Raw genomic sequence first — 25,663 nt, forward strand, 5'->3', positions numbered from 1 at the left:
CAGCTGGCACCGGGCCTCCTGTCAGAGGTGTGGTCGCGACTCAGGCGGCGAGGTGCGCCTGCAGGAACCAGCGGTCCTTGGTCAGTGCGCGCTCGATCTCGATCGCGACGTCCTGGCTGTTGAGGTCGACCTCGTCGAGGCCGTCGACGGCACGGCGGACCTGCAGCAGCGCCGCGTCGATCTGGGCGATCACCTCGGTGACGGTGACGTCGGAGTTCTGGAAGCCCTGCGACAGCGGCGGCAGGGTGGTGTTCGCTGCGACGGTCGCGATGCGCGAGTCGACCGGCAGGCCGAGGGCGACGATGCGCTCCGCAGCCTTGTCCGCGTAGTCCTGCGCGTGCTCGACGATCTCGTCGAGGAGCTCGTGCACGCCGACGAAGTTGCGGCCACGGACGTGCCAGTGCGCCTGCTTGCCGTTGACGACGAGTGCTTCGAGGTCGATGACGACGGGGGCGAGGAACTGGGCGACCCCGGCAGCGAGCTCCGGCGTGGTCGAGAACGGGGACGTGGTGCTCGTGGTGTTCGTGCTCTGCGTGGTCATGGGACAACCATGCCCCCGTCTTTTGCACACCGCAAGGAAGAGCAGGCTGCCCTTACCCGCCGTACTCGACCTGGACCTGCTGGCCGGCGTCGGTGAGTTCGAGCTGCACCATGGACCGTGCGCGCTCGATCCACGGGCTGTCGGCGCACCCGATCCAGACCGAGGTGCGGGGCTCGCAGTCCGTCACGCACCACTCGGCGGCCCACCCGGTCAGGGCGTGTGCCAGCGCTTCACCGTGGTCGGCGAAGACCAGCGGGGCGACGGCCGAGCTGCGGGCGCTCCGGACCAGCCACGTCACGGTGACGCGCGGCGGGGCCGGCAGCAGGCGGATCTGCTCGGCGAGGGCGACCTCGACGAAGACCTGTCCGTACGCGTTTTCGGGGAGTTCCGCGAGCTGGCGGTGGATCTCGACCAGGTCTTCGGCACCGCCCGCGATGAGGATGCGTTCGCTGGGCTGTCGCCGGGTCCGTGCCATGTGCCCACGGTAAGGGAAGCCTTACCTCATCACAAGGGGGAACGGCCGGTTCCGGCGATGTCCACAGCGGGCACACTGAGTTCGTGCGACAGGAACCGCCACATCCATGACAGGGCGACCGTGTTGGTGAGGCCAGGCACGCCCTGGGCGATCTGCGTCGCGACGCCGTCGCTGTACGCGGCGAGCTGCAGGGCGACGGTGTCGGCGTCGACCGGGTCGGTGCTCCCCGTCCTGTCGCGTGCGCCCCCGAACACGCCGGCGTCCACCCCGCGCCGGATGACCCGCACCAGGCAAGCCTCCCAGACGCGGATCCGTTCGGCGTACTCGGCGGCGACCTCGGGCCGACGCACCACCGCGGTCCAGTAGTCGGACCAGATCCGCCAGTGCTGCCGGACCTGCTCGGTGTCGCCGAACAGCGGCGCCACGAGCATCCGGAGTCCCACCAGCACGTCGGGTTCGGCGTCGACGGCCGTGACGATCGCGCCGTAGAAGCGCTCCGTCTCGAGCACCACGACCTCGTTGAGGATCTCCGCCACACTGCCGAAGTGGTACGTCACGGTGCCGACCGAGACCCCTGCCTCGGCCGCGATGTCCCGGAGTCCCGTGGCACCGACGCCGTTCCGGACGATCACCGCGCGGGCGGCCTCGACGATCATCGCGCGTCGGACCTCCGGCCGCTGCCGGACCCGTGCTGCCGCGGTCACGCCGAGGTCCTCGGCACGTCGTCGACGAAGGTGCGCTCGGTGACGAGCACCTCGGGTTCGTCGGGTCCGCCGTCGCGGGCCCAGGCGCGCACGGTGTTGACGACGTGGAAGGCGTCGGCGTCGGCGGTGACCTCGGACGTGGTCTCGAGGCGCGCGGCCCACGCGGGCTTCGTCAGCCCGATCGCCCAGCGGGAACTCGCCCGTGCGCTGGTCGGGTCGTCGGAGCGGATCCGGTAGGTCTCACGGGCGTCCTCAGTGAACACCAGGCCGTCCGGGTAGACCCGCCCGCCGCCGTACCCGGGGTCGACGTCGAGCGTCCACTCCCCCGTCTCGACGTCGTGCGTCACCGTGCGCTGCGGCAGCGGATCGGCGGGGGCGACGCGCTCGATCACCAGGGGCTCGGACCGTTCGGGCTCGGCGAAGGCCACGCCGTCGTCGGTCGTCCGGGTCCAGGTGGGCAGGGTCACGCTCGAGGCGGTCGGGTCGATCGTCACCGTGGCCTCGACGCCGTGCGGCCACACCCACGGCCAGTAGGACGACGAGACGGCGATGCGCAGCCGGTGTCCGGCGGCGAACCGGTGGCCGGTCGAGACCAGGCGCACGGGCAGCTCGGCCGGCGTCCCGGGCACGAGCACGTCGTCGCGGTCCATGCCGTCGCGTTTCGCGGCGTTCAGCACCCCGCGGGTGACGAGCGTCGACGAGCCGTCCGGGGCGACGTCGCAGAGCCGGACGGTCAGGGTGGCCCGGGGCTGGTCGCTCGTGACGGACAACCGCACGAGCACGTTGCCGAGCAGGTCGAATGCCTTGCCGACGGGCAGGTCGAAGGTGACCGACCGGCCGTCCTCGGCGCGCTGGTCCGGCGGCAGGTCGGTGGCGTTGCCGAACGGGAAGAACCGGCCGGCGTCCATCCCGGTGTGCTGCGGGGACCGCACGACGACGGGCCCGAGGTCCCCGCCCCGGAGTGCGGCGAGGGGCAGGACACGTTCGTGGGTCGCGGCGGAGGGCCATGCCTCGGCACCGATCCAGCGACCGCGGCGACCGGCGTAGTACGGCGCTGGGGCCTCGCCCTCGTTGATCCAGGCCCGCAGTGCGGGGTCGTCCTCGACACCGGTGTCCACCCCGAGCAGCCAGCGGTCCCACCAGCGCAGGGTCTCCTGCAGGAACCCGATCGACGGACCCGGCGCCAGCCCACGGTCCGGGTACTGGTGCGACCACGGGCCGACGATGCCCTTCACCGGGGCGCTGACGTGGTCGACGAGCCGGAGCACGGCGTCCCGGTAGGGGTCCGCCCAGCCACCGACGGCGAGCACCGCGGCGCGGATGCCGTCGTAGTCCTCGGCCGCGCTGCCGTGCCGCCAGTAGTCGTCGCGCTCCTGGTGCGCCAGCCACACCGGCGTCATCGGTCGGTTCGCCTCGAGCCGTTCCCGCCACCGGTCGACCCAGCCGGAGCCGACGACCTCGGGCCGGGGCGGCCGGGAGTTGAAGGCGAACATCGTCGCACCCCAGGCCGCCATGTCGATGCCGAGCACGGCGCCGCCGACGTAGTGCACGTCGTTGTCGTACCGGTCGTCGGTCGAGCAGACGGTCACGATGGCCTTGAGCGCTGCGGGGGCCCGGGCCGCCAGCTGCAGCGCGTTGAAGCCGCCCCACGAGATGCCGAACATGCCGACCGCGCCGGTCGACCAGGGTTGCTGGGCGAGCCAGGCGATCACGGCCTCGCCGTCGAGCAGCTCCTGCTCGCTGTACTCGTCGTCGAAGAACCCGTCGGACGAGCCGGTCCCGCGGATGTCCACGCGGACCGAGGCGTACCCGTGCTGGGCGTACCAGGGGTGCCGCTCCGAGTCGCGCGGCGCGGTCCAGTCGTCGAGCCGGTACGGCAGGTACTCGAGCAGCACCGGGGTCGGGTCGCTCGGCGCCCCCGACTGCGACTGCGCCGGCGCCCAGATCCGGGCGTGCAGCCGCACGCCGTCGGGCATCGGGATCCACTCGTCACGGACCGTCACGCCCGCGGGCAGCGAGCCCGGGTCGCCGATGGCGGTGAAGCTGGCGGCGGCGGTGCCGTGGTGGGTGCCGTCGTCGGTGGTCATGCGTCCTCCCAGTTGCGGGTGCGGTGTCCGTCGCCGTGGTCGGTCCAGCCGTCGGCGTGCCGCCAGCGCGGCACGCCGTCACCGACGTCGGGCAGGGTCGTGCTGCCGGGTTCGAGCGTCGCCGCGAGCAGCGTCGACGTGTACGGGTGGTTCGGGCCGGTGAACACGCGTTCGGTCGGTCCGATCTCGACGATCCGGCCGCCGGTCATCACCGCGACCCGGTCGGCCACGCCCCGCACCACGGCGAGGTCGTGGCTGATGAACAGGCAGGCGAGGCCCCGCTCGCGCTGCAGGTCGGCCAGCAGCGCGAGGATCCCCGCCTGCACCTGCACGTCGAGCGCGGTGGTGATCTCGTCGGCGATCACGAGCGACGGCTCCGCCGCGAGTGCGCGCGCGATCCCGACGCGCTGCCGCTGCCCACCGGACAGCTGCGCGGGCAGTCGGTCGGCGAACTCCGGCCCGAGCCCGACCTGCGTCAGGAGCGTCCCGACCCGCTCTCGAGAGGACGAGCCGCTGAACAACCGGAGTGGCCGTGCGATCGCGGCGCCCACGGTGCGCCGCGGGTTGAGCGACGTGTCCGCGTTCTGGAACACGAGCTGCACGGCGCGCCGCAGGTCGGCCGCACGACCGGCGATCGGCACGCGCAGGTCGCCGTGGGTCGTGCCGTCGTCGTACGTGAAGGTCCCCGACTCGGCGGGCACCAGCCCGGCCAGCGCCGTCGCCAGCGTCGACTTGCCGCTGCCGGACTCGCCGACGACGGCGAGCGTCTCGTGCGCGGCGATCGTGAACGAGACGCCGTCGACGGCGGCCGGCAGGCCGCGGCCGTAGCGGATCACCAGGTCGTCCGCGGTCACCACGGGGCGGGCTGCACGCTCGGGAGGCGCGGTGCGGGTCGCCGTGGAGCCGACCGTCCCGGGGACGGTCGCGTCGTCGGGCACGTGGCCCGTCCCTCCCGGCCGTCGCCCGTCCGGCACTGCGGCCAGCAGGGCGCGCGTGTACTCGTGCTGCGGCGCGGCGAAGAGCGCCGCCGTGGCGGCGTGCTCGACGACCTCACCGTCGCGCATCACGGCGATCTCGTCCGCCATGGCGGACACGACCCCGAGGTCGTGGCTGACGAGCAGGACGGCCATGCCGAGCTGCTCGCCGAGGTCGGCGACCAGGTCGAGGACCGCAGCCTGCGTGACGACGTCGAGGGCGGTGGTCGGTTCGTCGAGGACGAGCACGCGCGGCCGGGCGGCGACGGCCATCGCGATGGCGATGCGCTGCTGCTGCCCACCGGACAGCTGGTGCGGGTACCGGCGGACGATCGCGTCGGGGTCCGGCAGCCGGACCAGCCGGACCAGCTCGGCGACGCGTTCGGGCCCGTCGGGCTCGCCGTGCGCGCGGAGGGCCTCGCGGATCTGCTCCCCGACGCGCATCGACGGGGTGAGCGCCTGGCCGGCGTTCTGGGCGACGACCGAGGCGGTGCCGCCGCGGAGTTCCCGGCGACCGGACGGCGACAGGGCGAAGACGTCGGCGCCGTCGACCCGGACCGTCCCGGCGTCGATCGCCGACCCGGCCCGCAGGTGCGCGAGCAGCGTCCGCGCGACGGTGGACTTGCCGCTGCCGGACTCGCCGACCAGGCCCAGGGTGCGACCGGCCTCGATCACGAACGAGACTCCCCGGACGACGGGGACGCGTCGTTTGCCGGCGGCGTACGAGATGGACAGGTCGTCCACGCGGACGATCGCGTCGGGCACTGTCGCTGTCGCTGCGGACGTCGAACCGGTGTCGGTGCGGGTCATGCGCTGACTCCCTGCTTGGCGCGGTCCACACCGAGCGACTTGCTCAGGCCGTCGGCCGCGAGGTTCAGTCCGATCACCAGCGTGGCGAGTGCCACGATCGGGGCGAGGGTGCCGAGCGGCACCACGGTGAGCGCGGTGCGGTTCTCCTGCACCATCAGGCCCCAGTCCGGGGTCGGGGGGTTCGCGCCGAAGCCCAGGAAGGACAGCGACGCGACGAGCAGCACGATCCACGAGGCCCGCATCGCGTACTCGACGAGCACGACGTCGAGCACGTTCGGCAGGATCTCGCGGAACACGATCGACAGCGATCGCTCGCCCCGGGCACGGGCCGCGGTGACGTAGTCCTGGGTGATCACGGTGCGGGCGGCGCCGCGGACGACCCGGGTCACCGCGGGGGCGTAGACGACGGTGACGGCGAGGACGATGACCCAGAGGCCGGCGTCGAACACCGTGACGACGACCAGGAGCGCCAGGATCGACGGCACGCTGAGCAGGGCGTCGACGACGCGCATGACGACCTCGTCGAACCAGTTGTCGGCGTACGCCGTGACGCAGCCGAGCACGGTGCCGACCGCGACGGCGATCGTGGTGGCGAGGAACGTCACCGACAGCGCGTACCGGCCGCCGTTCAGGGTGCGGGAGAGCACGTCGCGCCCGTACTGGTCGGTGCCGAGCCAGTGCGTCCACGTCGGACCGGCGAGCACGTCGCCGGCGTTCGTGGCGACCGGGTCGTGTCCGGCGATGACCGGTGCGAGCAGGGCGAGGACGACGTGCAGGGCGATGAGGCCGAGCCCGATGCTCAGCGCCGTCGACCCGCGCAGGGGTGCGAGCGCGCCGGCGAGGACGTCGCGTCCGGTGCGGCGGCGGGGTGCGGTGGCGGTCATGCGGCGGCCTTCCTGGTGCTGCGGGCGCTGCGGGTGCGCGTGCGCGGGCGCCGCTGGCGGGTCCGCAGCTTCGGGTCGAGTGCGAGCGCGACGAGGTCGGCGGCCAGGTTGCACACGACGTAGATCAGGGCGCTCAGCAGGGCGATCGCCTCGATCGTGGGCAGGTCGCGGTTGAACACCGACTCGAGCATGAGCTTGCCCATGCCCGGGTAGTTGAAGACGTTCTCGACCACCACGACACCGCCGAGCAGCCACGCGACGTTGAGCGCGACGACGTTGAGCGTCGGCAGCAGGGCGCTCGGCACCGCGTGCTTCCAGACCACTCGGCGCATGGTCAGGCCCTTGAGCTCGGCCGTCGTGACGAACTCCGACGCCATCACGTCGATGGTCGACGAGCGGGCCGTCCGCACGATGTAGGCGGCCATCGCGAGGGTCAGCACGATGATCGGCAGCCAGATCGTGGGCAGCAGCTCGGCGACGGTGGCGTCGCTCCCCCGCAGCACGACGGCGGGGAAGACCGGCAGGCCGATCGCGAACAGCAGCACCAGGACGGTGGCGACCATGAACTCCGGCACGCTCATCACGACCAGGCTGACGATCGAGATGACCTTGTCGCTCGGACGGCCGCGGCGGACACCGGCGACGACACCGAGCGTCAGGGACACCGTGACGCCGACGAGCATCGCGGGCACGGCGATGAGCATGCTGTTCCGGAACGCCGTGAACAGGGTCGGGGCGACCGGTTCGCCGCTGACGAGCGAGGTGCCGAAGTCGCCGTGCACGGCGCCGCCGAGCCACTGCAGGTAGCGGAGCCAGACGTTCTGGTCGAGGCCGAGCGTCTCGCGGAGTTGCTTGACGGCGTCGGGGGTGGCGTTCTGCCCGAGCAGCTGCTGGGCGACGTCACCGGGGAGCGCCTGCACCGCCAGGAACACGAAGAGCGAGGCGAGCACCACGGTCAGCAGGGCGATCCCGACGCGGCGGAGGACGGGGACGAGGACGTCCGACGGTGTGTTCGTGGTCGTCATCGGCGCAGTCCGATCCGCAGGTAGTCGAACTCGAAGCCGTACTCCGAGTAGTTCACGACGTCGCGGGACAACCCCACGAGCCGGTCGCCGAACATCGGCGTCATGTCCGCTCCCTGCTCGACGACGAGCCGCTGGGCGTCCTGGTACAGGGTGAGCCGCTTGGCGTCGTCCATCTCGGCTCGGGCGTCGTCGAGCAGCCCGTCGAAGGTCTCGTTCGACCACGCGCTCTCGTTGTACGACGAGCCCGAGCGGAAGATCTGGTTGAGCAGCTGGTCGATCGGCCGCCCCGTGAACCAGTAGCTCACCATGAGCGGCTTCTGCATCCAGATCTGCGTGTAGTACGAGTCGGAGCTCGCGTTGCGGACGGTCAGGCGGATGCCCGCGTCGGCGACGGCGTCCCGGTAGGCCACGGCCATCGGGGTGAACACCGACTCGTAGCTCGACGTGTAGATCTCGGCGCGGAAGTCCGCACGCCCGGCCTGCTTGAGCAACGCCCGGGCCTTGTCCGGGTCGTACTCGCGGTGGTCGTCGACGAACGCGGCGAGCTGCGGCGGCACGGGGTTGTCCCAGCCCGCCGAACCGGTCCCCTGCAGCGCCGTGTCGACGATCTTCCGGGGGTCGTAGGCGAGCTTCATCGCCTGGCGCACCCGTGGGTCGCTGAACTCGTCGCTCGTGGCGAGCATCGGGATCGTGTACCACTGGGCGTTCTTCGACCGGGCGACGGTGGCCCGGCCGGACGCCGACACCACCCGGGCGGTCGCGAAGTCCAGGTTCGTCTGCGAGATGAGGTCGATCTGCCCGGCGAGCAGGGCGTTCACCCGCGCCGTGGTGTCCTGGATCGAGTAGAAGTCGATGCCGTCGAGTGCCGGGCGGCCGGCGAAGTGGTCCGGGAACGCCTCGACGCTGCCCGCGCCGGCCGGGGTGAAGGACGACAGCCGGAACGGCCCCGTCCCGATCCCGGTGCGACCGATGTCGGCGACGGCGTCTGCCGGCACGATGTAGCACTGGTACGCGGTGAGCAGCGAGGGGAACTCGGCGTTCGGCTTCGTCAGCGAGAAGCGGAGCGTGTACGGGTCGACGGCGCGCATCGAGTCGGCGTCCATGACCTCGCCGAGCACGCCGGCCTGCGGGCTGCCGGTCTTCTCGTCGAGGATGTGCCGGATGCTCGCGATGGCGTCGTCGGCGGTGAAGCGGGAGCCGTCGTGGAAGGTCACGCCACGGCGGAGCGCGAAGGTCCACTCGGTGCCGTCGGCGTTCGCGGACCACTCCTCGGCCAGGTCCGGCACCGGTGTGCCCTGCTGGTCGAGCTTGACGAGCCGGTTGTACAGCGCACCGAGGTACTCGTAGGCCGACAGCGAGCTGGCGGAGTCGAGGGTCTCGGCGGCCGAGGCCGCCGGCCGGGCGATGCGCAGGCGCCCGCCGCGGCGTGCGACACCGGTGGCTGCGGTCTCGGGGATCGTGGGGGTGCCGGCGGACGCGCCGGAGCTGCACCCGGCGAGCGTGAGCAGGCCGAGGCCGGCCAGACCGGCGGCGCCGGTGATGAGCGCCCGACGGCTCGGACCGTGGGCTCCTCGGGGTTCGGGGACGATGGGCTGCATTCGGGGTGACCCCTCCTGTAATCGTTCCGGTGAACGATAGAGGTCCCCGGCCGATCCCCCAAGCCCGCTCCCGGCGGTCGACGCGGGACCAGGGGCGCCGGGAACGGCGGACCGGTGCGGATCCGCCCCCGAGGACGACCGTTCCGTGCACGGGTGGAACGTTTACCAACCCGTTACACGGCGCGCTCCGGCACGCGGCATGATCGGGAACGCACCGACGTCCCCGAGGAGGACCATGGCCACGTTCACCCGCGGGTTCGGCGGTCGCCGTGCCGACCGCGACGACACCCGCATCCCGCCCGGGCAGACCCTGGTCCGTGACTGGCCCGTCCTGTCCGCCGGCGCGACGCCCGACATCGAGCCGACCGACTGGGCCTTCTCGATCCGCACCGAGTCCGGCCTGCGCCAGTGGACCTGGGACGAGGTGCACGCGCTCGGCGTCGAGGACGTCACCGTCGACATCCACTGCGTCACGCACTGGACCAAGCTCGACATGCCGTGGCGGGGCGTCCCGCTCGACCGCCTGTTCGAGGACGTCGAGACCGAGCTCGACTACTGCATGGTGCACAGCCACGGCGGCTACACGACCAACGTGCCGCTCGACGAGCTGCTCGACGGCAAGTCCTGGATCGCGTTCGAGGCCGACGGTGCGCCCCTGACGCCCGAGCACGGCGGGCCGGCCCGCCTGCTGGTCCCCCACCTGTACTTCTGGAAGAGCGCCAAGTGGGTACGCGGCATCGTCATGCAGTCCGACGACGAGCCCGGCTTCTGGGAGAACGCGGGCTACAACCTGCACGGCGACCCGTGGAAGGAAGAGCGGTACTGGTGACGCTCCCCGACACCGGCCTGGAGGCACGGATCACCCCCGCCACGCGACCCGCCGCACGCAGACGGCCGGCCTGGCACGCCGCCACCGTCGCGTCCGTCGTCCGCGAGACGACGAACGCGCGCCGGATCGTCCTCGACGTCCCCACCTGGCCGGGCAACGACCCCGGGCAGCACCTGGACCTGCGGCTGACCGCCGAGGACGGCTACCAGGCCCAGCGCTCGTACTCCATCGCGTCGGCCGGCCCCACGACCGATGTCGTGCTCGCGGTCGACCGCGTGGACGGCGGCGAGGTCTCCCCGTTCCTCGTCGACGCCGTCGAGGTCGGCGACGCGCTCGATGTCCACGGACCCCTGGGCGGCTGGTTCGTCTGGCGGCCGGGCGAGTCCACCAGGCCCGTGCAGCTCATCGCCGGCGGCTCCGGCATCGTGCCGCTCGTCGCGATGGTGACCGCCCACGCCGAGGCGGACGACCCGGCGCCCTTCCGGCTCCTCGCAGCCGTCCGCACACCGGACGACGTGTTCTTCCGCACGGAACTCGACCAGGCGCTCACGAGCCGGGCACCGCTCGAGGTGACCCACGTGTACAGCCGCACCGCGCCTCCAGGCTCGACCGTGCCGGCCGGACGGCTGACGCGGGACGCGCTCGCTGCGGCGGTGTTCCCGCCGGACGCGGGTGCCCTGGTCTACGTGTGCGGGTCGACGCCGTTCGTCGAGCAGGTGCTGCGCTGGCTCACCGAGCTCGGGCACGACACGAGCGATCTCCGCGCCGAACGGTTCGGGGGCAACTGATGGTCGTCGTGGACGGCAACGCGCTGGCGGGGATGCTGGCCGACAGTCTGGGGCCCGAGCCGACCGTGGTCGCCCTGCGCTGCGCCGGGTGCGGGTCGCTCGGGGTGCTCGGGCAGACCACCGTCCACCGCACCGCGATGGGGGCGGTGGCGCGCTGCCGCGGGTGCGACGCGGTGCTCGTCACGGTCGTCGAGTCCGGTGCCCGGCGGTGGGTGGGGTTGCCCGGTGCTCGCACGATGTCGGCGTCGTTACCGAACGGCATCGAGTAGCACAAGGCTCGCGCGGCGGGTCGTGCGGGGTTCTTGCGGGTTCCCGCAACCCTGGATCCGGTCCCCACCCGAACGGGGGTCGGCTCCGGATACATCCTCGGAACTGCGCCGGGCCACCCACCCGGTGCGTGCCGGTGGGGGCAGGGTCGCCTCCGCGCCCGGTGGGCGCGGGTACCCGAAGCCTGCGCCCGCTGGGCCCCCACGCCTTCGGCACTGCGACGCCCCGCAACGACGGAACCCCCGCCGCTCTTCCGAGCGACGGGGGTTCCGGTCTTCCTGTTCTGAGCGGATGACGAGATTCGAACTCGCGACCCTCACCTTGGCAAGGTGATGCGCTACCACTGCGCCACATCCGCATTCCACACGCCGTGCTGGCCGTGCGGAGATGACTCTACCCGATGACGGGCGGCATCACCGGTTCCACCCTGGTTCCCGGCGTGTCCGGCGCGGCGCGGGCGGTCCGTCAGGTCGACGGAGTTCGATCAGACCATGAGCTACGTGCACGACAACCCGGGCGGGACCGAGGCCCACGGCGTCGACCTGGTCGACGGCGACGCCCCCGCCATCCGGATCCTGGTGCACGGCGACCTGCCGACCACGATCGAGCACGAGGGCCGCACCTGGCTCGCCACGGGTGACGCCCACGACGCCGGCACCGACGACACCCCGCCGATCGCGATCTACCGCCCGGTCTGAACCGACCCAGGGCGGCCCGGTCAGTGACCGCGGACGTCGCCCGTCAGGATCGCGTGCTCGACACCCGCTGACAGCTCGTCGTGCAGGGCGTCCGCGAAGAACTCGCCGGCACCCAGGCTGATGAGGTGCGCGACCGCGGCCTCCGCCGCCGGGAACCCGGGCTCCCACTCGTCGTGCAGGAACGCGCGGACGTGTCCGGACTCGTGCACGACGACCACGCCGATGTGCTCGTGCCGGGTCCCGTCCTCGAGTACGGCGTCGAAGACGATGGGTTCGGTGTCCTCGCCGAGTTCCTCGAGCAGGACGGTGCCGGTGCCCGGCCACTCCGTCCGGTACGGCGGCAGGTCGGGGGCGTGCAGGTGCCCGGCGAGCTCGTCCGACGCCGACTCGATGTGCCCGGTGGACAGGTACTCGTCGACGACGTCGTGGATGCGGGCGTGCAGGTCCGGCTCGTACTGCCACCAGCGCTGGTGCACGGTGCGGAGCCACTCCTGGGTCGCGGGGTCGGCCGATGCCGAGATCCCCACGAGCTGCGGTGCGGTGCCCGGCGAACCGACGACCTCGAGCTGTTCGTCGTGGGTCTCGACCGTGATCGACCCCGTGGTCTCGTCGGGGTGCACGCCGTGGACGTCCTCGGGCGCGGCGGCCCAGATGCTGGCGGGGAGCTTCGGTGGCAGGTCGAAGGGCACCGCGATCGCCGGCTGCGTCATCGCGTGGTCGATGGCGTCGCCGAGGTGCACCTCGTCCGCCCGGGACCCCATCACGATGCCCCCGGTCGGTGGCACCAGCGACAGGCGTTCCAGGTCGTCCGGCGCCGCGTTCATCGACGTGAACACCACGGTGTCCGCCCACTGGACGAACGCACCGGCCGACCGGTCGTCCTCGCCGAACGGCACGTCCCACGCCGTCGGGTCGGCGAGCACCCACGATGCGGTGCGCCCGGCCGGTCCGTGGCGGACGGCGTCGACGATCGCCGGCACCAGTCCGGGCAGCTGCCGGTACGCCGTGCGGACCGTGAGTCGGTCGACGGCGAGCAGGTCGGGCTTGCCGAGCATCTCGGCTGCGTGGGTCTGCAGCGAGAAGAACGTCTCGCCGGTCGCGTCCTGCGCAGCGACGGCGGAGGCGAACGCCCCGGCGACGTCGGAGACCTGGTAGCCGAGCACCAGCGCCTCGAGCGACTCCGGCGCCCGGCTCGTGAACGCGGTGACCTCGGCGACGGAGACCGCCTCGGTCTCGTCGTCGTCGGTGATCGGGACGCGGACGTCGATCACCCACCGGTCGACGTCCTGCCCGGGGTAGGCGTCACCGTCCTCGTCCGAGATCGTGATGTGCACCAGGCGCAGGGAACCGTCCCAGGCGTCGTGGACGTGCTGGGCGATGGCGGCATCGGGGTCGTCGTTCACGGATGCAACGGTACCGGTGCGATCGGCAGCGCCACGCGGACGGCGACCAGCGGCATCGACCCGTAGGCTCGACGTCGGGGGCAGGCGAGGGGGTGCGATGCGCACCACGTTGCCGACGGCCGCAGTGCTCGCTGCGGCGACGCTGCTCACGGCGACGGGCTGTTCTTCGTCGTTCTTCGAGCCGATGGCCGACCCGGTCGGGACCTGGACCCTGACGCCGGACGGGGGCAGCACCATCGTCCTGCGGCGGCAGGAGCCTCGGCTTCCGGGTCGGGGATCGTGAACGCCCCGACCCGACGTACGAGTACCGGCACGACTGAAGCGTCCGAGGACCCTCAGCGAGCGCGGGCAGCGTCGGGCACTGACGGTGCGGCTCTGCGACGCGACCCCGGGACGGACGGGAGGCCCGGTGCCGGCTGGAACCGGGCCTCCCGTCCGTCTCGCTGCCGTCACCTGCCACAGCACTCCGATCGGTCGGTCGTCAGCCCGGAGCGCTCGGCGCGCTCGGCGCGTTCGGCGCGCTTCGCGACGAACACCGCGACCTCGTCGGCCACCGCGACGGGCGCGTCGATCACCGGGAGCCGCGGCCTTCACCGGCGACCGACATCCCCGCCGTTGAACGGTCAGCGCATCACGGACAATCCCGGGACGGCGTCAGGGCAGCCACGCTCATGGTGGATCGACAGGAGCGACTCCGTGGTCCCGACCGGCACGATCGCGCGGTCGTCGCTCCCGTCCCGTGATCCGCACCGATGCGAATCAAGGAGGCCGCGATGGAATACACGAACCCCCGGCGGTGGGGCGCGAACGCGCCCGCTGCTGACCGACTCTTCGCTGGGACACCACGATGAGGGCCCGGAACCTCGCCGCCGCTGCGATGGTGACGGCTGCTGTCGGCATCGTGGTCTCGCGCCGCCGACGCGGCGCACCCGGGCCCGCACGGAAGGTGCTGGCCGAACCGCGTTCCGGCTGGCACGCGGTCACGGTGAACCGCGGGCGGGACGCGGTGCTGCCAGGCGGACGAGTCCCCGCGCCGCTCACGGCGTTCGGGCAGGACGTCGAGGTGGAGGCCCGTCCCGCGCCCGGCGATCGCGGCACCGAGCTCCGTGCCCGGTTCCGAGGCGGCGCCCCGGATGCACGAGGCCGGTTGCGGGCCGCGCTGCGCGAGGCGAAGCAACTCATCGAGGTCGGCGAGGTGCTCCGGGCGGATCCGGTCTCGCACGGCCGACGGAAGGCCACACCCACCGGCGCGTTGGTGGACGTGGCAACGAGACGGAGCAACGAGGAGGGTGTGCTGTGAAGGCGCTCTGTTGGACCGGGGTCAACGAGACCGCGGTGGAGACGGTGGAGGACCCGAAGATCCTCAACGATCACGACGTGATCCTGAAGGTGCGTCTGAGCACCACCTGCGGGTCGGACCTGCACCTGCTCGGCGGGTACATCCCGACCATGCGATCCGGTGACGTCCTGGGGCACGAGTTCATGGGCGAGGTCGTCGAGACGGGATCGGCCGTCACGAAGCACAAGGTGGGCGACCGGGTCGTCGTCTGCTCGTTCATCGCCTGCGGGCAGTGCTGGTACTGCACCCACGGGCAGTTCTCACTCTGCGACAATGGCAACCCGAACCCGGGCTTGACCGAGGCGATGTGGGGATCGTCGATCGGCGGATGCTTCGCCTACAGCCACGCGCTCGGCGGGTTCGCGGGCAGCCACGCCGAGTACGTCCGCGTGCCCTACGCCGATCAGGGGGCGTTCACGGTCCCCGACGGCGTGTCCGACACGGCCGCCCTGTTCGCCTCCGATGCCGCACCCACCGGGTGGACCGGAGCCGACCTGGCCGGGATCACCCCGGGTGACACCGTCGCAGTGTGGGGCGCCGGAGGTGTGGGCCAGATGGCCGCTCGTGCGGCGATGCTCCTCGGCGCCGAGCAGGTGATCGTGATCGACCGCCTGCCCGAACGGCTGCGACAGGTGCGCGAGCACATCGGTGCCGAGACGCTCGACTACACGAGCGACGCCGTGCTCCCAGAACTCAAGGAACGCACCGGCGGTCGGGGTCCCGACGTCTGCATCGAGGCCGTCGGCATGGAAGCGCACGGTACCGGACCGCTGTACCTGTACGACCACGCCAAGCAGCAGCTGCGGTTGCAGACCGACCGGCCGACCGCCCTGCGCGAGGCCATCTACGCCTGCCGGAAGGGCGGCAGCCTGTTCTCGCTCGGGGTCTTCGGTGGGCTCGTCGACAAGTTCCCGTTCGGCGCGATCATGAACAAGGGCATGACGGTCCGCGGCGCCCAGCAGCACGGGCACCGCTACATCCCGATGATCCTCGACCGCATCGCCGCGGGAGAGATCAGCACCGAGCACCTCGCCACGCACGTGATGCCACTGTCGCAAGGGCCGCGCGGGTACGAGATGTTCAAGAACAAGGACGACGGCTGCGTCAGGGCCGTCTTCACCCCCGGCGTGTGACGACCGACCACGCAACGGAGCGGAGGAAGGAACGATCATGAAGGCACGACGATGAACGATCGGATTCTCTCCACGCGCCGGGCGCTCGTCACCGTGGGGATCGGGGTCCTGGTCGGGGTCGCGTTGACCCTCACCGGGGCTCCGTCCCTCGGGCCGCTCGCGGCCTGGTGCACGGCCGGCCTGATCGCGCTGGTCCAGGTCTGGCACAAGTGCTGGCGCCAGGACGCCGACGGCACCGAGCGTCTCGCACGCGAGGAGTCCGAGACACGGGTCAGTGACAACGCGCTCATCGTGGCCTGTTTCGCGAGTCTCGCCGCCGTCGTCCTGGCGCTGAGCGAAGCCAGCCAGGCGCGAGATCCGGCTTCGGTCGCGGCGGTCATCCTGGGTGTGCTCGGCACGATGGTCGCGTGGGCGTTGGTCAACACGGTCTACGCCCTGAAGTACGCCCGGACCTTCTTCCTCGACCACCGGGGCGGCGGGTTCGACGTCAAGCAGGACGGGCGACCGACCTACAGCGACTTTGCCTACTTCGCCTTCACGATCGGCATGTCGTACGCGGCACCAGAGGTCGAGCCGGACGACAGTGAGACCCGGCGGAAGGCGTTGCCGCACGCGCTGCTGTCGTACTTCTTCGGAACGGTGCTCATCGCGGTGGCCATCAATCTGGTGACGAACCTCGGTCAGGGGTGAGCGGAGGGATCCTCGTCGACCCTAGGCTGACCGACGTGACCGACCTCGCTCCTGACCAGACCGCGCCGAACGCCGCAGGGTTCCCCGCATCGGCAGCCGTGCCGCTACCGCCCCTCAGCCTGCTTGCGGTGGTGGCGATCGCTCTCGCGTTCGTCGCGCCGATCGGCGGTCTCGTCGTCGGGTTCATCGCGCGGCGCGACGTGCGGCTGACCGGTGAGCGGGGTGACGGCATCGCGTTCGCGGCGATCCTGATCGGGGCGACGCTGACGTTGTTCGGGATCATCGTGCCGCTGTTCCTCGGCGGCGCGGGGATCCTCGACCTGGACCTGCGGCTCTGATCGCTAGCCTTCCGGCATGGGGAACCACGACGGCGCGATGCCCATCCGATCGGCGACGGTCCACGATGCCGGGGCGATCGCCCACGTGCACGCGGCCTCGTGGCGTGAGACGTACGGCCGGTTCGTCGACGATCCGGACACGAACCCGTGGTTCGACGTGGGTCGGCGGAACGACATGTGGCGGTCGATGCTCGCCGACCCCTCGACGTGCCGGGGCGTGCGTGTTGCGCTCGACGACACCGGCGTCATCGGCTTCGCTGCCGTGCAGCCGACGCCCGGACCCGAGGCCGCCCCACCCGAGGAACTGACGATGCTGTACGTCCTCGCCCGCGCGCACGGAACCGGCACCGGCCAGGCGCTGCTCGACGACCTGCTCGCCGATCGTCCGGCGTCGCTGTGGGCGGCCGCGGACAACCCTCGGGCACACGCCTTCTACCAGCGGAACGGCTTCACGCCCGACGGCGCGGAATCGGCGTTCGGACCGATCCCGCTGACGGTCCGGCTGGCGCGCTGAGGATCAGTCCGCCACGGGAGCCGACAGGTCCCAGACGGTGTCGGCCTCGTACTGCTCGGACCAACCGCGCCGCATCCGGGCGGCGGCGCGGTCGAAGGCGTCGACGACGTCGGTGTCCGGCGTCAGGAGCGCCTGCAGGCGGAGCCCGTCGAACAGTGCGACGAGCTGCTGCGCGCCGCGGATCGGGTCCATGGTCGCGGGCTCACGGCCGGCGTGGACGTCTCGCTGCAGCGCGGTCCGGACCGTCTCGCGGAACTGCAGGTAGGCCGACCGGTAGTAGTCGGCACCGTCGGTGGACGGGTCGGTGGAGACGGCCAGCGTGGCGGCGATCAAGCGCATGAGGGCCGGATCCTCGGCGTGGGCCGCGAGCAGCGCGTGCAGGAACGCCACCGTCCCCTTTTCGCCGGCGAGCGGGAGCAGCGGGGCCGACACTGCCCGGGTCCACCGCATCACGGCGGCAGCGAGCAGCGCGGGCTCGGACGGGAACAGCTCGAGGATCTCCGCCTGCCGCATCCCCGACCGGGACGCGACGTCCTCGAGCGAGAAGCGTGAGAGTCCACCGTCGTGCAGGACGGCGATGGCGCCGTTGATCGCCCGGGTGCGCGGGACTTCCTCGTCCGCGGCGTTCTGGTTCGTCAGCGGTGCCAGCGGGTGCTTCCGGAACCAGTCCAGCAGCGCACGTGCGCGGGACGCCCCGAACGCCGGGTCGGTCGGACGACCGGCGGTGAACAGGTCGCTGAACCCGGGAACGTCCTGCATCAGCGGGTCGAGCGACTGGAACGCCATCGACCAGTCCGGGAACGAGCGCCGGGCGATCGGCTCGTCGAGCAGCACCCGGACGTTCGTGTGCCGCGGGTCGGCCTGGACCTGGTCGAAGCGCTGCCGGACGACGTCGTCCTCGCCCTCGATGATGCCGATGCAGTTGTCGTCGCGGTGCGCGAGCATGCCCGTGACACCGAGTCGTGTGTTCTTCTCGCGGCCGACCGCCAGGATCTGGGCGAGTTCGGAATCCGTGATCGGACGGGTCTGGGTGCTGGTGTAGACGAGTGATCGCATGGTGCTGCTTCCTGGTCGGACGGTCCCCCGGTGTGGGAGGCGCCGCCGTGTCGAACCCGAATCGACTCGACGGCACCTCGTGGTCACCGTAACCAGCGGTGACCACCTTCACTGCGACGCAAGACGGTCCGTGGCTGTCCGGCACCCGGAGGATGCCGACCTCTGAATGGAACCATCCGACGGTCCTCGGCGGTACCCCCACTACGGGGAACGCTCGTTCTCCGGCGGTCGCTCGTGGCGCTCGTGGCGCACGTCAGGTTGCGCGGTCGCCTGTTCCAGGCGTCTCGACGATGCGGTCACCCGTCGTCGGGTCCCATCCGACCGTGCGGGGTTCGGCTGCTCGAGGACGCCGTGCATCCCGCGGGAAGAACGGTCGTGCGCTCGGCAGGTAGCTGAGCACCGCCGCGACGACGATGCAGACGGCGTCGACGAGGCTCCGGTCCATGCCGTCGGTGGCGATGGTGATCACCGCGCTGCAGGCGGTCAGCCCGGCGATGATCGCGAGCCAGAGTCGCGCGTTCCCGGAGCCTCGTCCCATCAGCGTCGCAAGCCACAGGAACAGTGCCGACCAGGCGAGGACGAAGAGGAGCCCGAGCGACGCCCCGATGATCGCGCCGCCGGCTTCGCGCATGGACACGACGATGCCGGGCGCCGCGGCCGCGAGGCTGATGACGACGGAAACCCACCAGAGCGCCACGGCGACCGTGACGACCCGCGGTCGTGTGCGCTGTTCGGTGCGCTGTTCCATCAGGTGCTCCCCCGTCGTGCCGGATCCGGCACGACGATCCTACGGTGACGGCTGACGCACTCCGGCCATGCGCGATCGGCGGAGGATGACCAGTCCCACGGTCAGTCCGGCTGCGAGTAAGGCGAAGGTCAGGAACGACGCGAACCCGATCGTCACCAGCCGGTCGTGCGGCGCACCGACACCCAGGAGCAGCCGAAGCGTGAGCAACGGCACCACGACGGCGGCCGTCCACGAGGCGATCACCAACACCGAGAGCAAGATGACCGAGCCCCGGTGCGGAGCCGTCCCGGGGGCGTTAGTCATGCGACCATCCAACCAGTGGCCTGGTGCGAGCCCCTAGGGGCGGTAGTCCTCACGACGCGGCAGGAGCTCGGCCGCGTGGGAATCGATGTACGGCTTCGCGCCCAGCATCCCGCCGATCGTCTTCGCGACCGTCGTGAGCAACGCTCCGAGCCCCCGTGCCACGATGCTCAAGATCCTCATGGTGCCCCCTCGTCGGACCGACCTGCGGTGTCGGACTCTTCCCGTCACACCGTACGCGGAAGGCCGTGCCCCCGCCAGGGACGGCAGACTCTCGGGCCCGTCGTCGATCGTCGTCGCGCATAGGCTGGACGCCCGACCGGGGAGGAGCCGCGATGCCGGTGGTCCGCGAGCGAGTGCCGTTGTGGCGCACGCCCTGGTGGCACCCTCGCCGCTGGGAAGCGCGCATGTGGGTGCTGCTCGTCGCTGCTGCTGCTGGCGGCGTCCTCCGCGAAGTGGCGCATCCGTTCTACGACGACGGGGTCGAGGCGATCGTGAACTGGCTCGGCCTCTGCATCCCGGGATGTGTGATCGCGTACGTCGTGGTCGGTCGGTGGAAGAAGGGTCTCACCACGCTGTGGAAGCCGTCCTGGCGCGAGCTCCGACGGATCCTGGTCGCGGCACCGCTCGGGGTGCTGGCCCTGCGGCTGCTCATCGAGGACGACCGCGTGGTTGTGGCTGCTCGCCGGGGTGTCCGCCGCGCTGCTCGCGCTCGCAGTGGCTCGCTGGGGCGCTGCCCACCGCGATCGTCGACGTCGGACGAATGCGTACGGGACGGTGTCCGCTGACCCCTACGCGTAGCTCCCGATGGGGTTCGTCGATCCCTACGCGTCCTGTGCCGAGTCGGTCTTCGACGGCAACCGCGATGCCACGAGCGTCCCGACCAGCGCCACCACCGCGAAGGCCGCGAACCCGAACGGCAGCCCGATCGCGCTGCCGACACCACCGACGACGAGCGGTCCGACGGCGTCCCCGGTCTCGCGCCCGAGCTCCGCGGAGCCCATGGTGCGACCGAACCGATCCGGCGGAGTCGTCCCGGCGAGGTGCGCGAACGCAACGGGCGTCAGCGTGGCGACACCGGCCCCGGCGAGCAGGGCCGCGATGAAGACGGCCACCACCGAGGGTGCCACGGCGACCACCAGGAAGGCCGCGGCAACCGCGGCCGTCCCGGCCACACCCGCGACCCCGGTACCGAGGCGCCCGGCGTCGTGCAGTCGACCGGCGACGGGCTGCACGAGCGACGACGTCACGGCGAGGACGGCGACCGCGAGCGTCGAAACCAGGAGCGGGATGCCGGCCTCGGTGCCGAGCGCCGGGAGCATCCCGGTCAGCGCGCCGATCGCAGCGCTGCCGACGGCCAGCACGACGACCGGGATCAGGAACTGGCGGTCCGTGGCCGCTCGGACCATCACGGCGAGCGTGGCCCGCTGCCGGGGCAGGGGCACGATCGGCTCGACGGCGACGAACACCGCCACCGCGGTCACCAGGGCCATCACGACGAGGATCCCGAAGAGCCACTGCGTGCTGCCGAACTGCACCACGAGTGCACCGATGACCGGTCCCCCGGCGTAGCCGAGACCCTTCCACGAGCCGTACCGACCGAAGTACGTCCCCCGACGGTTCGCCGGCACGAGACGGGCGACCGCGGCGGACGATGCCGGCGAGAACGCGGAGGCGCCGGCACCCTGCAGCAGACGCGCGAGGCCGAGCCAGAACGGTCCGGTCCCGAAGACGTCGATGAGTGAGGCCGCTGCGAACACGACGAGTCCGCCGACGATCACCGGTCGCGGCCCGATGCGGTCGGACAGTGCGCCGAAGACCGGCTTGAGGACGAGTTCGGCGACGTCGTAGAGCGCCAGGAAGAGCCCGAGCCACGCGAGCGTCAGGCCGAGTTCGAGGTGCTCGCCGCCGACCGCTGCGGCGATGCTGTTTGCCCCGAAGGCGGTCACGAACCCTGCGGCGTACAGCGGCGCGAGCCGAGGGGCAGTGGTCGTCGACGGGGCGGTCACGTGCTCACCTTGGCCGACCACGGGCCGGACCGCCAACGCTCACGATCATTCCTCGTGACTGCGTGACGCTCTGCCTCGTCCACGATCGGCCATCCCTTCGCCGGTGTGTCTGCGGTGTCCACGGGGTGGCGCAGCCTCGGATCAAGCGTGTCGAAACCCTCACTGTTCGGCCTCGATCGACATGACGTTGACGAATCGTCAGCGACCGCGACGCATGATGGGTGGCATGAAACAGTGGACTTCCGCAGAGACCACCGAGCTCATCGTCAAGAGCTGGTTGTGGATGACGCTCCTCACCGCGCCGGTCGCCACCGTCATCGCCGTCGCGTGGTGGAACCCCATCGCCCTCTCCCTCTTCGTGCCGGCCTCGCTCATCTTCACCGGCATCGGAGCAGCCATCGGCGGCATCGCCTCCATCCCCTTCTCCCACGGACTCGGCCGAGCCCTGATGCGAGTCCGGAGCCGCCTCGTCCATGCCATCGCACACTCCCTGCTCGCCGGCGCGCTCGCGGCAGCCTGCCTCGCGCTCTTCCTCGTCATGAACGATGGGGACGACCTCTCGACGTGGCCGCTCATCGCGTCCGTAGCCGCCGGCATCGCCGCGGCGATCGCACGGTGGCGGCTCGACCGCACCAGGACGACGGCAGAGCCGACAGCAGCGGACGTCGTCGACGACGCCGGGGCCTAGCCGGACCACGACCAGCGCCCGTCGGGACTGTCAACGGGAAAGAGGGGTGTCGGCGCCGGTGCCGGGGGATGTACTCGAGTTCGTCTGAGGTGGCGACGGCCACGTCCGACCGGTCGATAGGGTCGGTTCGTGGGGAACTCCGTGACGCTGAACGTGCTGGCCGCTTCGTCGACGACGGCGGGAGACGACCCGGCTGTCCGCGCCGGCGAGGTCGACCTGGACGCGGTCACCGGTGAGTGGGAAGTGCAGTGGCTCCTGCCGTTCCTGTGGATGGGGCTCGTTCCCGAACCCTGGTTTGCAGCGCACGCTGACCGGCTCCTCGCAGCGCTTGCAGCTGGTGAAGACGAGAGCCCGGGCCTCACCGATGTCGTCGTGCCCTGGCCCACCGCTGCTGAGGCGTTCCGAACGCGGCTGCCAGCGGTGGTCGCCGTGTGGCCGGAGTTCGCTGAGCCCGCGAACCGGTTCCTCTCGGATGTCACCTCGGTGGCGGAGCGGACAACGAACCCCGTCATCCGACTGCAACTCGACGAGCTGGTCACGGCGTCGTGGGGCGATGAAACGGAACTCAGCCGGTACGTCGCCGACGTCCTCGCTGACGCGGACCAATGGGACGACCCTCGACGGACCGCTGAGGGTCGGGTGTCCGACTTCCACCGGGCAGCGACAGCAGACGAGCCAGGCCGGTCGTTCCTGCTCGGTGGTGAATGGATGTACGGCGGGTCTTCGTTGCCGCGTGACGAACCGGTGCCGTTGCCGGCTCCGAGCCGGGCGGCACCATCCGCGCCGCACGATGCACGCGTCGACCGTCAGGCGGAGACGCCTCGGGTGCCGAGACCTTCGTGGATCAACGAGCGGCAGTGGGCCGGCCGCTACGGGATCCATGGTGAGGACCTCTGGCAGGTCGCGGCCTTGGCCGCAGCTCGGAAGGCCCGAGCGCAGGCGAACGTGTGGCCGTGGCACTGGATGGTGGCGATCGCGGTGACGTTCGCAGTCGTGACGTGGCTCATCGTCGGCATGTTCTCCGACAGCATGCTGTGGGCGACCATCGCTGGAGCAGTCGTCCTCGTCAGCGTTGCTGCGATGTGGGGGCGTGCTGCTGGTCGAGCTCGCCGAAGCTAGCGCAGCGGACGTCGCTGGGTCGACCGGGCGGTGCTGATGAACCGGTCGAGTGCGTCGCCGACGTCGTCGTGCCAGGAGCCGTCGGACCAGGCGCCGGCTTTCTCGTCGGTTGCCCAGACGTGCCAGCGGTCACCCTCTTCGTCAAGCGCTGTCGCGTCGGCGGTTCCCCGCTCGCCGGGCCAGAGGACCCGCAGGCGTTCGTCGGCGACCACCGCGCGAGCTTCGTCCAGGTCGGTGAACGGCAGCGGTTTCCGCCACTGGTCGATGACGACGCCGATGCGCTTGCTGGGGGTGCCGTCCCAGTCGATGTCGAGTCCTCGGTCGGAGAGGACGCTGGCGACCCGTTCCCCTGCGGTGAGCTGGGACCGTTCGTTGACGGCTGCTTCACCGCGGGTGGAGAGCATCGACTTCGCGACCAGGTCGGGGTCGATGTCAGGCGCTGGGCGGAACGACCCGTACGCGAGGCGCAGAACGCACCGTTCCAGGGCGAGCCCGTCCGTGTCCTGCTCATGGAAGAACACGTACGCCCACTCTCGCTGTCCGTCGGGCGCTGTCTGGTCCGGTGTTCGCCGGTCACGCGCTTCCAGGAACCCGTCGCTCTGGTCGACGCCGAGGTTCATCCCGGTGACGAAGCCGTCACGGGCGAGCTCCGCGAAGGCGAACTGGAGACGGTCGTACTGGCTGCTGCGCCAGTCCCAGGTTGCCTCCTCCTGCCGGCGTGCATCCCAGATGAGCCGGGTGCGCGCGAGGACGGTGCGGCGGAGCTCGTCAACGTCCGGTACGTCGTCCTCGTACCATTCGACGACTGTCTCGACGACGTCGTCGAAGCGGCGGAACCCGGGCAACATCTGCTCGGTGACCGTTTCGTCGATCATCTGCTCGTCGGGTTCGACCTCGTCGAGGATGTCGTAGTCGGTCTGGTCGATGCTGTCGTCCGGCTTCCGCCGCCGCCACTTGTCGAAGATCCCCACGGACGGATCCTATGCGGCGCTGGTCTCGCGCCGCCGGGACGCGGACCGGTCCGGGAGTGTGGTGCAGCAGCTCGAGGTCCTGCACCGGCAGGCCGGTGACGCTGGCTCGAGACGGTCGACCGGAGCGGAATCTTGCGGTTCGCGGTCTACGTCTGCGTGAGGACCTTCGCGTGACCGTGGCCGTCGGCGAAGACGTACGCGGATCCGCCGCCGAAGTTCACGCCGAGGGGGTCCTCGTCGAGCATCGCGACGAACCGGTATCCGTCCGGAGTCTCGTCGTTCTGGATCCACGCCGGTCTCCCGCCCCACTGGCCGGCGACGGTGACACCGTCGGCGCGCGCCTCGGCCAACGCGTCGGAGTAGTCGTCCGCGGCTGCCTGGTGCACGCCGAGGAGCCACGGTGCACCGGCCATCACGGCGGTGCCGGACGATGATGCCGGCCGTCCGGCCGGGTGCAGGTCGCGTCCACCGACGACGATGGCAGCGTTGCACCCGGCGTACGGGTCCCAGGACGGGCAGGAGCCCGGGTCTGCCTGGCAGATGAAGACGAGGATGAGGCTGCCGTCGTGCTCGAGCTGCGCGGTGAACTGCATCGGCTCGTGGTGTTCAGCGCACGTCGGCCAGTCGAAGCCGTCGGGAACGCTGGGCTGCCCGCCGAGTCGTGAGGACACCAACGGTGCGGTGAGGTCCGACCGGTACGCGCCGAGGAGCCGAACACCGGCTCGGGTTCGACGTACTGCGACAGCGTCGTGACTCCGGGTCGACGACGACGCGGCGCTGAGGCGGATGCTCTCCGGCGTGCCGCTGCGGATGGCGGCGACGACGAAGGACGGGTCGTCGGTGGGGAGGTCCCATCGCAGGAGGGACTGGTAGGGCTCCTTCCCTGTCCCGGTGTACGGGGCAGGGCCGTTGTCCTCCGCCAGGAGCATCCGCTCGACCTGCCAGGCGTCCAGGAGTGGGTACCCGGCGCCAGTTGCCTCGGAGACGATCCGGGTTGCGGTTCGCCGAGCGATCGCCTGCCGGCGCTGGCGGCCGCTCCGGTACAGGACGAAATGGAGCAGGTGCGCGACGATGGGGAACGGGAGCACCCACACGGCCGCGAGGAGGGACGACTGGCTCTGACTGCGGTAGTCGAACGCGTCGTAGTACACGGAGAGGGCGATGTAGGCGATGACGCCGAGGGTGTACACGAGTGTGTACACGGCGCCGAACACCCGCAGGCCCGGCGGGGTGCGCACCGCAGCAGCAGCGCTGGTGTCGATGATGACGTCCGGCGGCAGATCCGCTGTCAACGGCGGGGACCGAGCGTGTGACGCGAGACGACGGCGGAGACTGCCACGCCGACGAACGATGCGGCGGCGTCTGCACCGGTGAGGACACCCGCGGACGGACGGTGTCGGTGTGGACGGTACGTGCTCATGCTGCTCCCCCGAGAGTGCTGTCCCTCCACGCTACCGCCATGCCGGTGGTCGCCTGCCAACCCCACTCGAGCGCTCCACCCACGCAGCCGCTGATCAGATGTCGGGAAGCAACGGGCCGACACGAGCACAACAGCTCGAGTCAGACCGATGCAGCGAAGACCGCCGACGGAGTCGCCGTCGCCGGATCCGTGCCGGGTCCGCGGACCGGCCCATCCGGCCACCCTTGGAACGACGAAAGCCCCCGACCGGACCTG

The 25,663-nt window shown here is 71.3% G+C and carries 30 protein-coding genes and 1 tRNA gene; 13 read left to right on the plus strand and 18 right to left on the minus strand.

What is annotated here, in order from left to right:
* Positions 1-40: 40 nt before the first annotated feature.
* The 8 genes from H489_RS29515 to H489_RS29550 are packed head-to-tail and all read right to left on the minus strand — an operon-like array spanning position 41 to position 9,098.
* Complete coding sequence (locus H489_RS29515) at positions 41-541, minus strand: Dps family protein (protein WP_017887392.1); 501 nt, start codon at positions 539-541, stop codon at positions 41-43.
* 52 nt (positions 542-593) lie between these two features.
* Positions 594-1,016 (minus strand): SIP domain-containing protein, encoded by a 423-nt coding sequence (locus H489_RS36885; protein ID WP_017887393.1) that lies wholly within the window; start codon positions 1,014-1,016, stop codon positions 594-596.
* Positions 1,017-1,045: 29 nt separating this feature from the next.
* On the minus strand, positions 1,046-1,720 hold the full coding sequence (locus H489_RS29525; protein WP_017887394.1) for a TetR/AcrR family transcriptional regulator: 675 nt from the start codon (positions 1,718-1,720) through the stop codon (positions 1,046-1,048).
* Positions 1,717-3,807 (minus strand): CocE/NonD family hydrolase, encoded by a 2,091-nt coding sequence (locus tag H489_RS29530; RefSeq protein WP_017887395.1) that lies wholly within the window; start codon positions 3,805-3,807, stop codon positions 1,717-1,719. Before H489_RS29530 ends, H489_RS29525 begins: the two co-directional genes overlap by 4 nt.
* Complete coding sequence (locus H489_RS29535) at positions 3,804-5,591, minus strand: ABC transporter ATP-binding protein (RefSeq protein ID WP_017887396.1); 1,788 nt, start codon at positions 5,589-5,591, stop codon at positions 3,804-3,806. The genes H489_RS29530 and H489_RS29535 overlap by 4 nt, the downstream gene beginning before the upstream one ends.
* The gene (locus H489_RS29540) at positions 5,588-6,475 is read right to left on the minus strand and encodes an ABC transporter permease (RefSeq protein ID WP_017887397.1); all 888 of its coding nucleotides are present in this window, start codon (positions 6,473-6,475) and stop codon (positions 5,588-5,590) included. Before H489_RS29540 ends, H489_RS29535 begins: the two co-directional genes overlap by 4 nt.
* Positions 6,472-7,500 carry an ABC transporter permease gene (locus tag H489_RS29545; protein ID WP_017887398.1) on the minus strand — a complete coding sequence of 343 codons (1,029 nt, stop codon included), beginning with the start codon at positions 7,498-7,500 and terminating at the stop codon, positions 6,472-6,474. The genes H489_RS29540 and H489_RS29545 overlap by 4 nt, the downstream gene beginning before the upstream one ends.
* Positions 7,497-9,098 (minus strand): ABC transporter substrate-binding protein, encoded by a 1,602-nt coding sequence (locus tag H489_RS29550; RefSeq protein ID WP_017887399.1) that lies wholly within the window; start codon positions 9,096-9,098, stop codon positions 7,497-7,499. Before H489_RS29550 ends, H489_RS29545 begins: the two co-directional genes overlap by 4 nt.
* 235 nt (positions 9,099-9,333) lie before the next feature.
* On the opposite strand from H489_RS29550, the gene H489_RS29555 reads away from it, so the two are divergent.
* The 3 genes from H489_RS29555 to H489_RS29565 are packed head-to-tail and all read left to right on the plus strand — an operon-like array spanning position 9,334 to position 10,984.
* Positions 9,334-9,927, plus strand: a complete 594-nt coding sequence (locus H489_RS29555) for a molybdopterin-dependent oxidoreductase (RefSeq protein WP_017887400.1) — start codon at positions 9,334-9,336, stop codon at positions 9,925-9,927.
* Positions 9,924-10,715, plus strand: a complete 792-nt coding sequence (locus tag H489_RS29560) for a ferredoxin reductase (RefSeq protein ID WP_017887401.1) — start codon at positions 9,924-9,926, stop codon at positions 10,713-10,715. Before H489_RS29555 ends, H489_RS29560 begins: the two co-directional genes overlap by 4 nt.
* Complete coding sequence (locus H489_RS29565; RefSeq protein ID WP_017887402.1) at positions 10,715-10,984, plus strand: DUF6510 family protein; 270 nt, start codon at positions 10,715-10,717, stop codon at positions 10,982-10,984. The genes H489_RS29560 and H489_RS29565 overlap by 1 nt, the downstream gene beginning before the upstream one ends.
* 284 nt (positions 10,985-11,268) lie before the next feature.
* On the opposite strand, the gene H489_RS29570 is transcribed toward H489_RS29565, so the two are convergent.
* Positions 11,269-11,340, minus strand: a tRNA-Gly gene (locus H489_RS29570).
* A gap of 133 nt (positions 11,341-11,473) precedes the next feature.
* Here H489_RS29570 and H489_RS29575 point away from each other — a divergent pair.
* Entirely contained in the window at positions 11,474-11,680 is a 207-nt protein-coding gene (locus H489_RS29575; RefSeq protein ID WP_017887403.1) for a hypothetical protein, read from the plus strand.
* A gap of 20 nt (positions 11,681-11,700) precedes the next feature.
* On the opposite strand, the gene H489_RS29580 is transcribed toward H489_RS29575, so the two are convergent.
* On the minus strand, positions 11,701-13,083 hold the full coding sequence (locus H489_RS29580; protein WP_152427271.1) for a hypothetical protein: 1,383 nt from the start codon (positions 13,081-13,083) through the stop codon (positions 11,701-11,703).
* Positions 13,084-13,180: 97 nt separating this feature from the next.
* Between H489_RS29580 and H489_RS37745 the strand changes: the two genes are divergently transcribed.
* Positions 13,181-13,366 (plus strand): hypothetical protein, encoded by a 186-nt coding sequence (locus H489_RS37745; RefSeq protein ID WP_139179664.1) that lies wholly within the window; start codon positions 13,181-13,183, stop codon positions 13,364-13,366.
* Positions 13,367-13,532: 166 nt separating this feature from the next.
* Here the strand turns inward: H489_RS37745 and H489_RS38755 are convergent, their stop codons facing one another.
* Positions 13,533-13,658, minus strand: coding sequence for a hypothetical protein (locus tag H489_RS38755; RefSeq protein WP_017887405.1), 126 nt, complete (start codon positions 13,656-13,658; stop codon positions 13,533-13,535).
* A gap of 272 nt (positions 13,659-13,930) precedes the next feature.
* On the opposite strand from H489_RS38755, the gene H489_RS29585 reads away from it, so the two are divergent.
* The 5 genes from H489_RS29585 to H489_RS29605 are packed head-to-tail and all read left to right on the plus strand — an operon-like array spanning position 13,931 to position 17,097.
* Complete coding sequence (locus tag H489_RS29585) at positions 13,931-14,383, plus strand: hypothetical protein (RefSeq protein WP_152427272.1); 453 nt, start codon at positions 13,931-13,933, stop codon at positions 14,381-14,383.
* Positions 14,380-15,555 carry a zinc-dependent alcohol dehydrogenase gene (locus tag H489_RS29590; protein WP_017887407.1) on the plus strand — a complete coding sequence of 392 codons (1,176 nt, stop codon included), beginning with the start codon at positions 14,380-14,382 and terminating at the stop codon, positions 15,553-15,555. The genes H489_RS29585 and H489_RS29590 overlap by 4 nt, the downstream gene beginning before the upstream one ends.
* 51 nt (positions 15,556-15,606) lie before the next feature.
* Positions 15,607-16,245, plus strand: a complete 639-nt coding sequence (locus H489_RS29595; RefSeq protein WP_017887408.1) for a DUF1345 domain-containing protein — start codon at positions 15,607-15,609, stop codon at positions 16,243-16,245.
* 35 nt (positions 16,246-16,280) lie between these two features.
* Positions 16,281-16,583, plus strand: a complete 303-nt coding sequence (locus tag H489_RS29600) for a DUF4190 domain-containing protein (RefSeq protein WP_017887409.1) — start codon at positions 16,281-16,283, stop codon at positions 16,581-16,583.
* A 16-nt stretch (positions 16,584-16,599) separates the two neighbouring features.
* Positions 16,600-17,097 carry a GNAT family N-acetyltransferase gene (locus tag H489_RS29605; RefSeq protein ID WP_017887410.1) on the plus strand — a complete coding sequence of 166 codons (498 nt, stop codon included), beginning with the start codon at positions 16,600-16,602 and terminating at the stop codon, positions 17,095-17,097.
* A gap of 3 nt (positions 17,098-17,100) precedes the next feature.
* On the opposite strand, the gene H489_RS36890 is transcribed toward H489_RS29605, so the two are convergent.
* The 4 genes from H489_RS36890 to H489_RS38230 form a co-directional block, all read right to left on the minus strand.
* Complete coding sequence (locus H489_RS36890; RefSeq protein ID WP_017887411.1) at positions 17,101-18,153, minus strand: BLUF domain-containing protein; 1,053 nt, start codon at positions 18,151-18,153, stop codon at positions 17,101-17,103.
* 253 nt (positions 18,154-18,406) lie between these two features.
* Positions 18,407-18,901 (minus strand): hypothetical protein, encoded by a 495-nt coding sequence (locus H489_RS29610; RefSeq protein ID WP_017887412.1) that lies wholly within the window; start codon positions 18,899-18,901, stop codon positions 18,407-18,409.
* A gap of 39 nt (positions 18,902-18,940) precedes the next feature.
* Positions 18,941-19,204 carry a hypothetical protein gene (locus H489_RS29615; RefSeq protein ID WP_042537130.1) on the minus strand — a complete coding sequence of 88 codons (264 nt, stop codon included), beginning with the start codon at positions 19,202-19,204 and terminating at the stop codon, positions 18,941-18,943.
* Positions 19,205-19,237: 33 nt separating this feature from the next.
* Complete coding sequence (locus H489_RS38230; RefSeq protein WP_156155266.1) at positions 19,238-19,375, minus strand: hypothetical protein; 138 nt, start codon at positions 19,373-19,375, stop codon at positions 19,238-19,240.
* Positions 19,376-19,608: 233 nt separating this feature from the next.
* Between H489_RS38230 and H489_RS29620 the strand changes: the two genes are divergently transcribed.
* Complete coding sequence (locus H489_RS29620) at positions 19,609-19,989, plus strand: hypothetical protein (protein WP_017887415.1); 381 nt, start codon at positions 19,609-19,611, stop codon at positions 19,987-19,989.
* Positions 19,990-20,025: 36 nt separating this feature from the next.
* Here H489_RS29620 and H489_RS29625 read toward each other — a convergent pair whose 3' ends face one another.
* A complete protein-coding gene (locus H489_RS29625; protein WP_040419775.1) occupies positions 20,026-21,210 on the minus strand; it encodes an MFS transporter in 1,185 nt (394 codons plus the stop codon).
* A gap of 226 nt (positions 21,211-21,436) precedes the next feature.
* Here H489_RS29625 and H489_RS29630 point away from each other — a divergent pair, with 226 nt between their 5' ends.
* Both H489_RS29630 and H489_RS29635 read left to right on the plus strand, forming a co-directional pair.
* Complete coding sequence (locus H489_RS29630) at positions 21,437-21,898, plus strand: hypothetical protein (protein ID WP_152427273.1); 462 nt, start codon at positions 21,437-21,439, stop codon at positions 21,896-21,898.
* Between the two features lie 129 nt (positions 21,899-22,027).
* The gene (locus H489_RS29635) at positions 22,028-23,017 is read left to right on the plus strand and encodes a hypothetical protein (RefSeq protein ID WP_017887418.1); all 990 of its coding nucleotides are present in this window, start codon (positions 22,028-22,030) and stop codon (positions 23,015-23,017) included.
* Here H489_RS29635 and H489_RS29640 read toward each other — a convergent pair.
* Positions 23,014-23,988 carry a DUF6891 domain-containing protein gene (locus H489_RS29640; RefSeq protein ID WP_017887419.1) on the minus strand — a complete coding sequence of 325 codons (975 nt, stop codon included), beginning with the start codon at positions 23,986-23,988 and terminating at the stop codon, positions 23,014-23,016. The two genes, H489_RS29635 and H489_RS29640, sit on opposite strands and share 4 nt — an antisense overlap.
* 146 nt (positions 23,989-24,134) lie before the next feature.
* Positions 24,135-25,280 (minus strand): DUF1963 domain-containing protein, encoded by a 1,146-nt coding sequence (locus H489_RS36895; protein ID WP_152427274.1) that lies wholly within the window; start codon positions 25,278-25,280, stop codon positions 24,135-24,137.
* Positions 25,281-25,663 lie beyond the last annotated feature (383 nt).

The organism is Curtobacterium flaccumfaciens UCD-AKU, from assembly GCF_000349565.1.
Classification (GTDB): domain Bacteria; phylum Actinomycetota; class Actinomycetes; order Actinomycetales; family Microbacteriaceae; genus Curtobacterium; species Curtobacterium poinsettiae.

Coding starts and splice junctions, on each gene's coding strand:
- H489_RS29515 (WP_017887392.1), bottom strand. CDS start 541: ATGACCACGCAGAGCACGAACACCACGAGCACCACGTCCCCGTTCTCG.
- H489_RS36885 (WP_017887393.1), bottom strand. CDS start 1,016: ATGGCACGGACCCGGCGACAGCCCAGCGAACGCATCCTCATCGCGGGC.
- H489_RS29530 (WP_017887395.1), bottom strand. CDS start 3,807: ATGACCACCGACGACGGCACCCACCACGGCACCGCCGCCGCCAGCTTC.
- H489_RS29535 (WP_017887396.1), bottom strand. CDS start 5,591: ATGACCCGCACCGACACCGGTTCGACGTCCGCAGCGACAGCGACAGTG.
- H489_RS29540 (WP_017887397.1), bottom strand. CDS start 6,475: ATGACCGCCACCGCACCCCGCCGCCGCACCGGACGCGACGTCCTCGCC.
- H489_RS29545 (WP_017887398.1), bottom strand. CDS start 7,500: ATGACGACCACGAACACACCGTCGGACGTCCTCGTCCCCGTCCTCCGC.
- H489_RS29550 (WP_017887399.1), bottom strand. CDS start 9,098: ATGCAGCCCATCGTCCCCGAACCCCGAGGAGCCCACGGTCCGAGCCGT.
- H489_RS29555 (WP_017887400.1), top strand. CDS start 9,334: ATGGCCACGTTCACCCGCGGGTTCGGCGGTCGCCGTGCCGACCGCGAC.
- H489_RS29565 (WP_017887402.1), top strand. CDS start 10,715: ATGGTCGTCGTGGACGGCAACGCGCTGGCGGGGATGCTGGCCGACAGT.
- H489_RS29575 (WP_017887403.1), top strand. CDS start 11,474: ATGAGCTACGTGCACGACAACCCGGGCGGGACCGAGGCCCACGGCGTC.
- H489_RS37745 (WP_139179664.1), top strand. CDS start 13,181: ATGCGCACCACGTTGCCGACGGCCGCAGTGCTCGCTGCGGCGACGCTG.
- H489_RS29585 (WP_152427272.1), top strand. CDS start 13,931: ATGAGGGCCCGGAACCTCGCCGCCGCTGCGATGGTGACGGCTGCTGTC.
- H489_RS29595 (WP_017887408.1), top strand. CDS start 15,607: ATGAACGATCGGATTCTCTCCACGCGCCGGGCGCTCGTCACCGTGGGG.
- H489_RS29605 (WP_017887410.1), top strand. CDS start 16,600: ATGGGGAACCACGACGGCGCGATGCCCATCCGATCGGCGACGGTCCAC.
- H489_RS36890 (WP_017887411.1), bottom strand. CDS start 18,153: ATGCGATCACTCGTCTACACCAGCACCCAGACCCGTCCGATCACGGAT.
- H489_RS29610 (WP_017887412.1), bottom strand. CDS start 18,901: ATGGAACAGCGCACCGAACAGCGCACACGACCGCGGGTCGTCACGGTC.
- H489_RS29615 (WP_042537130.1), bottom strand. CDS start 19,204: ATGACTAACGCCCCCGGGACGGCTCCGCACCGGGGCTCGGTCATCTTG.
- H489_RS29620 (WP_017887415.1), top strand. CDS start 19,609: ATGTGGGTGCTGCTCGTCGCTGCTGCTGCTGGCGGCGTCCTCCGCGAA.
- H489_RS29630 (WP_152427273.1), top strand. CDS start 21,437: ATGAAACAGTGGACTTCCGCAGAGACCACCGAGCTCATCGTCAAGAGC.